This window comes from Escherichia sp. 10290, assembly GCF_030295155.1.
Lineage (GTDB): Bacteria > Pseudomonadota > Gammaproteobacteria > Enterobacterales > Enterobacteriaceae > Escherichia > Escherichia coli_F.
The window spans coordinates 4,434,426-4,447,745 of record NZ_AP025741.1; the positions used below are offsets into that span (position 1 = coordinate 4,434,426).

Genomic DNA, 13,320 nt, shown 5'->3' on the forward strand with positions numbered 1-13,320 from the left:
GGAGCGGGGGCGTGATTTCTCTCCATGCCGTGTAAATTAATTGGCTTAGGTGGAGTCGTTATGCCTTATCTACTTGAAATGAAAAACATTACCAAAACCTTCGGCAGTGTGAAGGCAATTGATAACGTTAGCTTGCGGTTGAATGCTGGCGAAATCGTCTCACTCTGCGGGGAAAATGGGTCTGGTAAATCAACGCTGATGAAAGTGCTGTGTGGTATTTATCCCCATGGCTCCTACGAAGGCGACATTATTTTTGCGGGAGAAGAGATTCAGGCGAGTCACATCCGCGATACCGAACGCAAAGGTATCGCCATCATTCACCAGGAATTGGCGCTGGTGAAAGAATTAACCGTGCTGGAAAATATCTTCCTGGGTAACGAAATAACCCATAATGGCATTATGGATTATGATCTGATGACGCTACGCTGTCAGAAGCTGCTCGCACAGGTCAGTTTACTTATTTCACCAGATACCCGCGTTGGCGATTTAGGGCTAGGGCAACAACAACTGGTTGAAATTGCTAAGGCACTTAATAAACAGGTGCGCTTGTTAATTCTCGATGAACCGACAGCCTCATTAACTGAGCAGGAAACGTCGGTTTTACTGGATATTATTCGCGATCTACAACAGCACGGTATCGCCTGTATTTATATTTCGCACAAACTCAACGAAGTCAAAGCGATTTCCGATACGATTTGCGTTATTCGCGACGGTCAGCACATTGGTACGCGTGATGCTGCCGGAATGAGTGAAGACGATATTATCACCATGATGGTCGGGCGAGAGTTAACCGCGCTTTACCCTAATGAACCACATACCACCGGAGATGAAATATTACGTATTGAACATCTGACGGCATGGCATCCGGTTAATCGTCATATTAAACGAGTTAATGATGTCTCGTTTTCCCTGAAACGTGGCGAAATACTGGGTATTGCCGGACTCGTTGGTGCCGGACGTACCGAGACCATTCAGTGCCTGTTTGGCGTGTGGCCCGGACAATGGGAAGGAAAAATTTATATTGATGGCAAACAGGTAGATATTCGTAACTGTCAGCAAGCCATCGCCCAGGGGATTGCGATGGTACCCGAAGACAGAAAGCGCGACGGCATCGTTCCGGTAATGGCGGTTGGTAAAAATATTACCCTCGCCGCACTCAATAAATTTACCGGCGGTATTAGCCAGCTTGATGACGCGGCAGAGCAAAAATGTATTCTGGAATCAATCCAGCAACTCAAAGTTAAAACGTCGTCCCCCGACCTTGCTATTGGACGTTTGAGCGGCGGCAATCAGCAAAAAGCGATCCTCGCTCGCTGTCTGTTACTCAACCCGCGCATTCTCATTCTTGATGAACCTACCAGGGGTATCGATATTGGCGCGAAATACGAGATCTACAAATTAATTAACCAACTCGTCCAGCAGGGTATTGCCGTTATTGTCATCTCTTCCGAATTACCTGAAGTGCTCGGCCTTAGCGATCGTGTACTGGTGATGCATGAAGGGAAACTAAAAGCCAACCTGATAAATCATAACCTGACTCAGGAGCAGGTGATGGAAGCCGCATTGAGGAGCGAACATCATGTCGAAAAGCAATCCGTCTGAAGTGAAATTGGCCGTACCGACATCCGGTGGCTTTTCCGGGCTGAAGTCACTGAATTTGCAGGTCTTCGTGATGATTGCAGCTATCATCGCAATCATGCTGTTCTTTACCTGGACCACCGATGGTGCCTACTTAAGCGCCCGTAACGTCTCCAACCTGTTACGCCAGACCGCGATTACCGGCATCCTCGCGGTAGGAATGGTGTTCGTCATAATTTCTGCTGAAATCGACCTTTCCGTCGGCTCAATGATGGGGCTATTAGGTGGCGTCGCGGCTATTTGTGACGTCTGGTTAGGTTGGCCTTTGCCGCTCACCATCATTGTGACGTTGGTTCTGGGACTGCTTCTCGGAGCCTGGAACGGATGGTGGGTTGCATACCGCAAAGTCCCTTCATTTATTGTCACCCTTGCGGGCATGTTGGCATTTCGCGGCATACTCATTGGCATCACCAACGGCACGACGGTTTCCCCCACCAGTGCCGCGATGTCACAAATTGGGCAAAGCTATCTACCTGCCAGCACCGGCTTCATCATTGGCGCGCTTGGCTTAATGGCTTTTGTTGGCTGGCAATGGCGCGGAAGAATGCGCCGTCAGGCTTTGGGTTTGCAGTCTCCGGCCTCTACCGCAGTTGTCGGCCGCCAGGCATTAACGGCGATTATCGTCTTAGGCGCAATCTGGCTTTTGAATGATTACCGTGGCGTTCCCACTCCTGTACTGCTGCTGACGTTGCTGTTACTCGGCGGAATGTTTATGGCAACGCGGACGGCATTTGGAAGACGCATTTATGCCATCGGCGGCAATCTGGAAGCGGCACGTCTCTCCGGGATTAACGTTGAACGCACCAAACTTGCCGTATTCGCTATTAACGGATTAATGGTCGCTATCGCTGGGTTAATCCTTAGTTCACGCCTTGGCGCAGGTTCACCTTCTGCGGGGAATATCGCTGAGCTGGACGCAATTGCCGCCTGCGTGATTGGCGGAACCAGCCTGGCAGGCGGAGTCGGGAGCGTGGCCGGAGCAGTAATGGGGGCATTCATCATGGCTTCACTGGATAACGGCATGAGTATGATGGATGTACCGACCTTCTGGCAGTATATCGTTAAAGGTGCGATTCTGTTGCTGGCAGTATGGATGGACTCCGCAACCAAACGCCGTTCTTGATTTTGATAAAAATTTTCTCAAAGCCGGTAACGTATTACCGGTTTTGAGTTTTTGCATGATTCAGCAGGAAAAGAACCATGTTTACTAAACGTCACCGCATCACATTACTGTTCAATGCCAATAAAGCCTATGACCGGCAGGTAGTAGAAGGCGTAGGGGAATATTTACAGGCGTCACAATCGGAATGGGATATTTTCATTGAAGAAGATTTCCGCGCCCGCATTGATAAAATCAAGGACTGGTTAGGAGATGGCGTCATTGCCGACTTCGACGACAAACAAATCGAGCAAGCGCTGGCTAACGTCGACGTCCCCATTGTTGGGGTTGGTGGCTCGTATCACCTTGCCGAAAGTTACCCACCCGTTCATTACATTGCCACCGATAACTATGCGCTGGTTGAAAGCGCATTTTTGCATTTAAAAGAGAAAGGCGTTAACCGCTTTGCTTTTTATGGTCTTCCGGAATCAAGCGGCAAACGTTGGGCCACTGAACGCGAATATGCTTTCCGTCAGCTTGTCGCCGAAGAAAAGTATCGCGGAGTGGTTTATCAGGGGTTAGAAACAGCGCCAGAGAACTGGCAACACGCACAAAATCGGCTGGCAGACTGGCTACAAACGCTGCCGCCGCAAACCGGGATCATTGCCGTTACCGACGCCCGGGCGCGGCACATTTTGCAAGTATGCGAACATCTGCATATTCCTGTGCCGGAAAAATTATGTGTGATTGGCATCGATAACGAAGAACTGACCCGCTATCTATCGCGTGTCGCCCTTTCTTCGGTCGCTCAGGGCGCACGGCAAATGGGATATCAGGCGGCAAAACTGTTGCATCGATTATTAGATAAAGAAGAAATGCCGCTACAGCGGATTTTGGTCCCACCAGTTCGCGTCATTGAACGGCGCTCAACAGATTACCGCTCGCTGACCGATCCCGCCGTTATTCAGGCCATGCATTACATTCGTAATCACGCCTGTAAAGAGATTAAAGTGGATCAGGTACTCGATGCGGTCGGGATCTCGCGCTCCAATCTTGAGAAGCGTTTTAAAGAAGAGGTGGGTGAAACCATCCATGCCATGATTCATGCCGAGAAGTTGGAGAAAGCGCGCAGTCTGCTGATTTCAACCACCTTGTCGATCAATGAGATATCGCAAATGTGCGGTTATCCATCGCTGCAATATTTCTACTCTGTTTTTAAAAAAGCATATGACACGACACCAAAAGAGTATCGCGATGTAAATAGCGAGGTCATGTTGTAGCGATGATGAGAATTGTCGGCGTCGCATCAGGTAACTCAGCACAACCACCTGATGCGAGCAAAAGCCTTATCCGACTGACAAGTCGGATAAGGCTCGAGGAAATGCAATTACATATGCGCCGCGATTAACCGTTGGTTATCCTGGTACATTGCGAACAGGTAGTTGTTATAACTCTTCCCTTTGGTCGAGTAGCCCTTCAGCTTGTGAATCATCGCTGTGGCAGTCACTTCCTGATCCGCTTTACGCAGCTGTGCACGCGATTTACGGAACGAAGAGTAAGCCGGGTGAGTATTCAGGTTAGTGACATAGGCGCTCACCGATTCTTTGACAGAACTGAACTGTGAGTACCCCTTCACTTTACCCGGCGCATTGGTACAACGTCCTTTCATGCACTTCATGCCGAATAGGTTGTTGTTGCTACGCGCCAGCTTCGACGTTCCCCAACCGCTTTCTGCTGCAGCCATCGTCGCCACCATACTGGTAGGAATAATGTCTACGCGTTCAAGCAAGGTATTCCACGGGATTTTTCGCGTATTACCGGACCACTTCACCTTGTAGCGTTTGGCGATGTCTTTCAGACGCGCACGCTCAGCAGGTGACCATTGGCCCTGATACTGTTTTGAAATGAGCCAGTTACGTTCCGCAGTAATGGCCGCATTTTGGCTGGTAATGTAAGGCATTACGGTCCGGAGAAACGCTTTTTTCCTTGGTGTTCCGGAAGGGTATTTTCGCAAATCAGGAAGTGAACTACTCTTTGCACTATTGCGAGAATACTCTTGTTTACTGCTTACCTGTTTATTACTAGCTTTAGTTAAGTGGGACTTTTGACTCGCTGTTGTTGTGTGCGTCTTCGCTAACACCTCACTCGAAAACACCAGAGTGAGTAACATAAGAATCATCGCCCCATATCGTCGTATGGGAGTCAAAATCATCAGGTCTCCTGGTCGGATTTAATCATTCCAACACCTTATATTTTTCACAAATTTGAGAGTTGAATCTCAAATCATATCAAAAATAGCCGTCAAGAGCACCCCAAGGAATAGTCCAAATCTGAAACTATGTCACGTGTTAACGATTCAGATTGGCGCTAAATCGCAGAAAATGTGGGGTTTATCGCAAAATTCGGCCGTTTTTTGCGCGCGATCGCTCACCCTTGCTTCTCATCCTGTGGACTTACCGCTCAGGGATGAGTTTTGTCTGGCTTATCGCTGGCAAACTGTCTGAAATCGCAGCAATAAGGACTCATCCGCCATGAAACTCGCCGCCTGTTTTCTGACACTCCTTCCTGGCTTCGCCGTTGCCGCCAGCTGGACTTCTCCGGGGTTCCCTGCCTTTAGCGAACAGGGAACGGGAACATTTGTCAGCCACGCGCAGTTGCCCAAAGGTACGCGTCCACTAACGCTAAATTTTGACCAACAGTGCTGGCAGCCTGCGGATGCGATAAAACTCAATCAGATGCTTTCCCTGCAACCTTGTAGCAACACGCCACCTCAATGGCGATTGTTCAGGGACGGCGAATATACGCTGCAACTAGACACCCGCTCCGGTACACCAACATTGATGATTTCCATCCAGAACACCGTCGAACCGGTAGCAAGCCTGGTCCGTGAATGCCCGAAATGGGATGGATTACCGCTCACACTGGATGTCAGCGCCACTTTTCCGGAGGGAGCCGCAGTCCGGGATTATTACAGCCAGCAAATTGCGATAGTGAAGAACGGTCAAATAACGTTACAACCCGCTGCCACCAGCAACGGTTTACTCCTGCTGGAACGGGCAGAAACTGACACATCCGCCCCTTTCGACTGGCATAACGCCACGGTTTACTTCGTGCTGACAGATCGTTTCGAAAACGGCGATCCCAGTAATGACCAGAGTTACGGACGTCATAAAGACGGTATGGCAGAAATTGGCACTTTTCACGGCGGCGATTTACGCGGCCTGACCAACAAACTGGATTACCTCCAGCAGCTGGGCGTCAATGCTTTATGGATAAGTGCCCCATTTGAGCAAATTCACGGCTGGGTCGGTGGCGGTACAAAAGGCGATTTCCCGCATTATGCCTACCACGGTTATTACACCCAGGACTGGACGAATCTTGATGCCAATATGGGCAGCGAAGCCGATCTACGGACGCTGGTTGATAGCGCGCATCAGCGCGGTATTCGTATTCTCTTTGATGTCGTGATGAACCACACCGGCTATGCCACACTGGCGGATATGCAGGAGTATCAGTTTGGCGCGTTATATCTTTCTGGTGACGAAGTGAAAAAAACGTTAGGTGACCGTTGGAGCGACTGGAAGCCCGCCGCCGGACAAACCTGGCATAGCTTTAACGATTACATTAATTTCAGCGACAAAACAGGCTGGGATAAATGGTGGGGAAAAAACTGGATCAGAACGGATATCGGCGACTACGACAATCCTGGATTTGACGATCTCACCATGTCGCTGGCCTTTTTACCGGATATCAAAACCGAATCAACTACCGCTTCTGGCCTGCCAGTGTTCTATAACAACAAAACGGATACCCACGCTAAAGCCATTGACGGCTTTACCCCTCGAGATTACTTAACCCATTGGTTAAGCCAGTGGGTCCGTGACTACGGAATTGATGGTTTTCGGGTCGATACCGCCAAGCATGTTGAGTTGCCCGCCTGGCAGCAACTGAAAACCGAAGCCAGCGCCGCGCTTGTCGAATGGAAAAAAGCGAATCCCGATAAAGCGTTAGATGACAAACCGTTCTGGATGACCGGTGAAGCCTGGGGCCACGGCGTGATGCAAAGTGACTACTATCGCCACGGCTTCGATGCGATGATCAATTTCGATTATCAGGAGCAGGCGGCTAAAGCAGTCGATTGTCTGGCGCAGATGGATACGACCTGGCAGCAAATGGCAGAGAAATTGCAGGATTTCAACGTGTTGAGCTATCTTTCGTCGCATGATACTCGTTTGTTTCGTGAAGGGGGCGACAAAGCAGCAGAGTTATTGTTATTAGCGCCAGGTGCAGTACAAATCTTTTATGGTGATGAATCCTCTCGTCCGTTCGGTCCTACCGGTTCTGATCCGCTGCAAGGCACGCGTTCGGATATGAACTGGCAGGATGTTAGCGGTAAATCTGCCGCTAGCGTCGCGCACTGGCAGAAAATCAGCCAGTTCCGCGCCCGCCATCCCGCAATTGGCGCGGGCAAACAAACGACACTTTCGCTGAAGCAGGGCTACGGCTTTGTTCGTGAGCATGACGACGATAAAGTGCTGGTCGTCTGGGCGGGGCAACAGTAACGTTTCCGGCTTCCCGTTCGTGAGTACATCGGGAAGCCGCCAACCAGGATAAAATGTCAGCCCTAATCAGCGTTGCAGGATAAAGCACCGCTCCCACTTCAACAGACCGATTTGCACCCCAGCAAATGTAGCGTTATTGTTACCTTCCTTGCTACAGAGTTCGACAGATATCCCGCTATGACATTCTCCCTTTTTGGTGACAAATTTACCCGCCACTCCGGCATTACGCTGCTGATGGAAGATCTGAACGACGGTTTACGCACGCCTGGCGCGATTATGCTCGGCGGCGGTAATCCAGCGCAGATCCCGGAAATGCAGGACTACTTCCAGACGCTACTGACCGACATGCTGGAAAGTGGCAAAGCGACTGATGCACTGTGCAATTACGACGGTCCACAGGGGAAAACGGAGCTACTCACACTGCTTGCCGGAATGCTACGCGAGAAGTTGGGTTGGGATATCGAACCACAGAATATTGCACTAACAAACGGCAGCCAGAGCGCGTTTTTCTACTTATTTAATCTGTTCGCCGGACGCCGTGCCGATGGTCGGGTCAAAAAAGTGCTGTTCCCGCTGGCACCGGAATACATTGGCTACGCTGACGCCGGACTGGAAGAAGATCTGTTTGTCTCTGCGCGTCCGAATATTGAACTGCTGCCGGAAGGCCAGTTTAAATACCACGTCGATTTTGAGCATCTGCATATTGGCGAAGAAACCGGGATGATTTGCGTCTCCCGACCGACGAATCCAACAGGCAATGTGATTACTGACGAAGAATTATTGAAACTGGACGCACTGGCGAATCAGCACGGCATTCCGCTGGTGATTGATAACGCTTATGGCGTCCCGTTCCCGGGGATCATCTTCAGCGAAGCGCGCCCGCTGTGGAATCCGAATATCGTACTGTGCATGAGTCTTTCCAAGCTGGGTCTACCAGGCTCCCGCTGCGGCATTATCATCGCCAATGAAAAAATCATCACCGCCATCACCAATATGAACGGCATTATCAGCCTGGCACCTGGCGGTATTGGTCCAGCGATGATGTGTGAAATGATTAAGCGTAACGATCTGCTGCGCCTGTCTGAAACAGTCATCAAACCGTTTTACTACCAACGTGTTCAGGAAACTATCGCTATCATTCGCCGCTATTTACCGGAAGATCGCTGCCTGATTCATAAACCGGAAGGAGCCATTTTCCTCTGGCTATGGTTTAAGGATTTGCCAATTACGACCGAGCAGCTCTACCAGCGCCTGAAAGCACGGGGCGTGCTGATGGTGCCGGGGCACAACTTCTTCCCAGGGCTGGATAAACCGTGGCCACATACACATCAATGTATGCGTATGAACTACGTGCCGGAGCCGGATAAAATTGAAGCGGGGGTGAAGATTCTGGCGGAAGAGATTGAACGCGCCTGGGCTGAAAGTCATTAAAAATTGCCTGATGCACTACGCTTATCAGGCCTTGTATTATCCCTCCTGTGCAGAGAAAATCGGCCAGTTTTCTCTGCCTGCAGTCCGCATGCCGTATCGGGCCTTAGGTTTTCAACCTGTTGCGTAGATTTATGCAGCGGACTGCCTTTCTCCCAAAGTGATAAACCGGACAGTATCATGGACCGGTTTTCCCGGTAATCCGTATTTGCAAGGTTGGTTTCACGATGGAACATGAACTTCATTATATCGGTATCGACACCGCTAAAGAGAAACTGGATGTCGATGTGTTGCGTCCTGATGGTCGTCATCGCACCAAAAAATTCGCTAACACCACTAAAGGGCACGATGAGCTGGTGAGATGGCTGAAGGGTCACAAGATTGACCATGCGCATATCTGCATCGAAGCGACCGGCACCTATATGGAACCTGTCGCAGAGTGCCTTTACGATGCAGGTTACATAGTGTCAGTCATTAATCCTGCGTTGGGTAAAGCTTTCGCTCAGAGTGAAGGACTGCGTAACAAGACTGATACCGTGGATGCGCGCATGCTGGCAGAGTTCTGTCGTCAGAAGCGCCCTGCAGCCTGGGAAGCGCCTCACCCGCTTGAACGCGCGTTGCGTGCCCTGGTAGTACGCCACCAGGCGCTGACAGATATGCACACGCAGGAACTGAACCGCACTGAAACGGCGCGGGAAGTCCAGAGACCGAGCATTGATGCTCACCTTCTGTGGCTTGAAGCAGAGCTGAAGCGTCTTGAGAAGCAGATAAAAGACCTGACAGACGATGATCCGGATATGAAACACCGCAGGAAACTGCTGGAAAGTATCCCGGGTATCGGAGAGAAAACATCTGCGGTATTACTGGCTTATATAGGTCTGAAGGACCGCTTCGCCCATGCCAGACAGTTCGCCGCTTTTGCGGGTCTGACACCACGGCGTTATGAATCAGGCAGTAGTGTGAGAGGGGCAAGCCGGTTGAGTAAAGCCGGACATGTGTCGCTTCGCAGGGCGTTGTATATGCCTGCAATGGTAGCCACCAGTAAGACTGAGTGGGGACGGATGTTCCGTGACCGTCTGACGGCTAATGGCAAGAAAGGAAAGGTGATTCTTGGCGCGATGATGCGCAAGCTGGCACAGGTGGCGTATGGAGTGCTGAAGTCAGGCGTGCCGTTCGATGCGTCACGGCATAATCCGGTAGCTGCGTAAAAATCGCGGAAGGGATGAAAAAAACAGCGCCTGACGGCGCTGTGTCTGGCATGCCTGCAATCTGGGAAACCAGGGTAGAAAAAAACTTGCAGGCCATAACAGTATCTACATCATTTCTGCAATATATTGAATTTGGAATAATTTGTAGGCCGGATAAGGCGTTTAAGCCGCATCCGGCATAAACAAAGCGCACTATTCCTGCGTTAAAAAACGCCGGAAAAACGTTTCAAACAGACTGCTGCCGTAGCCGATGCCGCTGCACTTTCTCGACATCCATGCATTGCAACGCTTGTGTTGGGCAAGCTTCAACACAGGCCGGTCCCGTCGCCCGATGCCAGCACAGATCGCACTTAATCGCCCTCGCCTTTGTGCGTGAAGAAACGACCTCCATCGCACCAAACGGGCAAGCCAGCATACAGCTTTTACAGCCAATACAACGTGATTGTTCAACGAAAATATGCCCATGTTCGCGACTTATCGCGTCAACAGGGCACACATTTGCGCACGGTGCATCTTCACACTGATGACAGGCTACTGCCGTGGTGTAAGTATGATCTTTAATGACACGAATACGCGAAATAAACTCACCGGGTGACAACGCAGCGCAATCCTGATTCTCCTGATGCGACACTGCGCAAGCCACTTCACAGGTACGGCAACCGATACATTTCGTCGCATCCACAATAATAAACCGGTTCATGATCACTCCTTTGCACTAAAACAGCAGAGTGCCAGAGAGCGCGTCTCTACTGCTTTGATCCAACGAAGGAAATGTTAAAGTTTTGGCACTTGTCCAGAGCGTTATGTGATCGCGCCCTGGTCGTCCCTGACAGTAAATCCCAGTTCATTAGAAATAGCCTGCGCGGTTTCACGCAGTGGTTTCAGGAGATTTTTCTCCCCCACCTGTTTCAGACGTGATGTCGAAAGAGAAATCGACACGGCGTACGGCACCCGCCCATGAATATCAAACACCGGAACAGCAATACAGGAGACGCCGAGTTCGTTTTCTTCTCTGTCCATCGCCGCTCCGCTTTCACGAATGTGCGCCAGTTCGTCGAACATCGCGGGCAGCTCGGTAATGGTATTGCGGGTTAACGGCTGGATCTCATGCTGATGGCTTTCCCAGTATGACTTCACGTAGTCCGGGTGACCAAACGCCATATAGATCTTGCCCATTGCGGAACAGTAGAGCGGCATATGCTGGCCTATATAAGCTCGGGTTCGCAGCATCCCGGTCGTGGGTTCCAGCTTATAAATCAAAATAGCGTGATCGTCTTCGCGGCTGGAGAAGTTAATGGTTTCACCAGTGGCGATGTTCAGTGCCTCAAGATGCGGAGCGGCGATATGAATGATATTCAGCGAAGACAGCGCCTTCTGCCCGACGGCAATAAATTTGGTAGTCAGGCGGTAACTCCCTGCGGCGGGCGCGGTGGTCACATAGCCGCAGGACTGTAATCCCTGCAATAAGCGATGGACGGTACTCTTATTTAAACCTGCCAGCTCCGAGAGATGCGCCAGCGGGCAACCATTTGGATAGTTGCTCAAAATCTCAATCAGCATCAACCCGCGAAACAGACTCTGGCTTCCGGCTGGACGCTCTTTTTCCTGCGCCATCTCGTTCTCTTTTTTTCCCATCACTTCTTTCCCCATTTTGTCGCGTCCTGATGGTAGCGCAAAGTGTGTCGTAGTTCACGATCTCGACAGATAATTTATAACCGCTTGATTTTTAAGTTTTTTGAAATTCATCAATCAGATTGCTTTGTTAAAAAGCGATCGATATATTTGAAATCAGATTTCGCATATTGAAATTTTAAACCAAAAAAGCGATCAAAAAAACAAGGAAGCCAGGGTTGAAAGTGACATTTGAGCAGTTAAAAGCAGCCTTTAATCGAGTCTTAATTTCACGCGGCGTTGACAGCGAAACGGCTGATGCCTGTGCCGAAATGTTCGCCCGCACCACCGAATCCGGCGTTTATTCTCACGGCGTCAACCGTTTCCCTCGTTTCATTCAACAACTGGAAAACGGCGATATCATTCCTGATGCCCAACCCAAACGTATAACCAGCCTCGGCGCAATTGAACAGTGGGACGCCCAGCGTTCAATCGGCAATCTGACGGCGAAAAAGATGATGGATCGCGCCATTGAACTGGCTGCCGATCACGGTATTGGTCTGGTGGCGTTGCGTAATGCCAACCACTGGATGCGCGGCGGCAGCTACGGCTGGCAGGCGGCGGAAAAAGGCTATATTGGCATTTGCTGGACCAACTCCATCGCCGTAATGCCGCCGTGGGGCGCAAAAGAGTGTCGCATCGGCACTAACCCGCTGATCGTCGCGATTCCTTCCACGCCGATCACTATGGTCGATATGTCGATGTCGATGTTCTCTTATGGCATGTTAGAAGTTAACCGCCTGGCGGGCCGTCAGTTACCGGTCGATGGCGGCTTTGACGATGAAGGCAACCTCACCAAAGAACCTGGTGTAATCGAGAAAAATCGCCGTATTTTGCCAATGGGTTACTGGAAAGGTTCCGGTATGTCGATCGTATTGGATATGATCGCTACTCTTCTTTCTGACGGCGCGTCAGTTGCTGAAGTCACCCAGGATAACAGCGACGAATACGGTGTTTCGCAAATCTTTATCGCCATCGAAGTGGATAAATTGATCGACGGCCCCACCCGCGATGCCAAGCTGCAACGCATCATGGATTATGTTACTACCGCTGAACGCGCCGATGAAAACCAGGCCATTCGCTTACCCGGCCACGAATTTACCACCCTGCTGGCAGAAAACCGCCGTAACGGTATTACCGTTGATGACAGCGTATGGGCAAAAATCCAGGCGTTATAAGGAGATAAGCCATGATTTTTGGACATATCGCGCAGCCTAACCCGTGCCGTTTGCCCGCTGCTATTGAAAAGGCGCTCGATTTTCTGCGCGCCACTGATTTCAACGTCCTGGAGTCGGGCGTTGTCGAAATCGACGGCAAAAATATTTACGCGCAAATTATCGATTTAACGACACGTCCGGCGGAGGAAAATCGCCCGGAAGTACATCGTCGCTATATTGATATTCAGTTTCTGGCGTGGGGCAAAGAGAAAATCGGCATTGCTATTGATACAGGAAATAATAAAGTCAGCGAATCACTATTAGAGCAGCGCGATATTATTTTTTATCACGATAGTGAACATGAATCATTTATAGAAATGATACCGGGTAGCTACGCTATTTTCTTTCCTCAGGATGTTCATCGACCAGGCTGTATTCTGCAAACAGCCTCTGAGATACGAAAAGTTGTGGTTAAAGTCTCATTAACGGCGCTGAATTAATCGAACACCAGAACGCCTGGGTAATGTTATTGCTCTAACTATATTAATAATTCAGGT

At 50.2% G+C, this 13,320-nt stretch carries 11 protein-coding genes; 8 read left to right on the forward strand and 3 right to left on the reverse strand.

Annotated features, from left to right (window positions below; genetic code table 11):
- Positions 1–60 precede the first annotated feature (60 nt).
- From xylG to xylR, 3 genes are all read left to right on the forward strand, one after another.
- Positions 61–1,602: a D-xylose ABC transporter ATP-binding protein gene (gene xylG, locus QUE74_RS22370; RefSeq protein WP_001146488.1), complete on the forward strand. Its 1,542-nt coding sequence runs from the start codon at positions 61–63 to the stop codon at positions 1,600–1,602.
- On the forward strand, positions 1,580–2,761 hold the full coding sequence (xylH, locus tag QUE74_RS22375) for a xylose ABC transporter permease XylH (RefSeq protein WP_000045978.1): 1,182 nt from the start codon (positions 1,580–1,582) through the stop codon (positions 2,759–2,761). Before xylG ends, xylH begins: the two co-directional genes overlap by 23 nt.
- Positions 2,762–2,838: 77 nt before the next feature.
- Complete coding sequence (gene xylR, locus QUE74_RS22380) at positions 2,839–4,017, forward strand: D-xylose utilization transcriptional activator XylR (protein WP_000494494.1); 1,179 nt, start codon at positions 2,839–2,841, stop codon at positions 4,015–4,017.
- 107 nt (positions 4,018–4,124) lie between these two features.
- On the opposite strand, the gene QUE74_RS22385 is transcribed toward xylR, so the two are convergent.
- Complete coding sequence (locus QUE74_RS22385; RefSeq protein ID WP_001364291.1) at positions 4,125–4,949, reverse strand: protein bax; 825 nt, start codon at positions 4,947–4,949, stop codon at positions 4,125–4,127.
- Between the two features lie 319 nt (positions 4,950–5,268).
- Here QUE74_RS22385 and malS point away from each other — a divergent pair, with 319 nt between their 5' ends.
- The 3 genes from malS to QUE74_RS22400 all read left to right on the forward strand — a co-directional run bounded on the left by malS (position 5,269) and on the right by QUE74_RS22400 (position 9,935).
- Complete coding sequence (gene malS / locus QUE74_RS22390; protein WP_000761247.1) at positions 5,269–7,299, forward strand: alpha-amylase; 2,031 nt, start codon at positions 5,269–5,271, stop codon at positions 7,297–7,299.
- A gap of 177 nt (positions 7,300–7,476) precedes the next feature.
- Positions 7,477–8,730, forward strand: coding sequence for a valine--pyruvate transaminase (gene avtA, locus QUE74_RS22395; RefSeq protein WP_000144358.1), 1,254 nt, complete (start codon positions 7,477–7,479; stop codon positions 8,728–8,730).
- Positions 8,731–8,954: 224 nt separating this feature from the next.
- Positions 8,955–9,935 carry an IS110-like element IS621 family transposase gene (locus QUE74_RS22400; protein WP_000399529.1) on the forward strand — a complete coding sequence of 327 codons (981 nt, stop codon included), beginning with the start codon at positions 8,955–8,957 and terminating at the stop codon, positions 9,933–9,935.
- 226 nt (positions 9,936–10,161) lie between these two features.
- Here QUE74_RS22400 and QUE74_RS22405 read toward each other — a convergent pair whose 3' ends face one another.
- The gene (locus QUE74_RS22405; RefSeq protein ID WP_001355028.1) at positions 10,162–10,635 is read right to left on the reverse strand and encodes a 4Fe-4S binding protein; all 474 of its coding nucleotides are present in this window, start codon (positions 10,633–10,635) and stop codon (positions 10,162–10,164) included.
- A 101-nt stretch (positions 10,636–10,736) separates the two neighbouring features.
- Positions 10,737–11,585 carry an IclR family transcriptional regulator YiaJ gene (gene yiaJ, locus QUE74_RS22410; protein ID WP_000514241.1) on the reverse strand — a complete coding sequence of 283 codons (849 nt, stop codon included), beginning with the start codon at positions 11,583–11,585 and terminating at the stop codon, positions 10,737–10,739.
- A gap of 200 nt (positions 11,586–11,785) precedes the next feature.
- On the opposite strand from yiaJ, the gene yiaK reads away from it, so the two are divergent.
- Positions 11,786–12,784, forward strand: a complete 999-nt coding sequence (gene yiaK, locus QUE74_RS22415; protein ID WP_000869042.1) for a 3-dehydro-L-gulonate 2-dehydrogenase — start codon at positions 11,786–11,788, stop codon at positions 12,782–12,784.
- 11 nt (positions 12,785–12,795) lie between these two features.
- Entirely contained in the window at positions 12,796–13,263 is a 468-nt protein-coding gene (locus QUE74_RS22420) for a NanQ anomerase/TabA/YiaL family protein (RefSeq protein WP_000576082.1), read from the forward strand.
- The last annotated feature ends 57 nt before the right edge of the window (positions 13,264–13,320 follow it).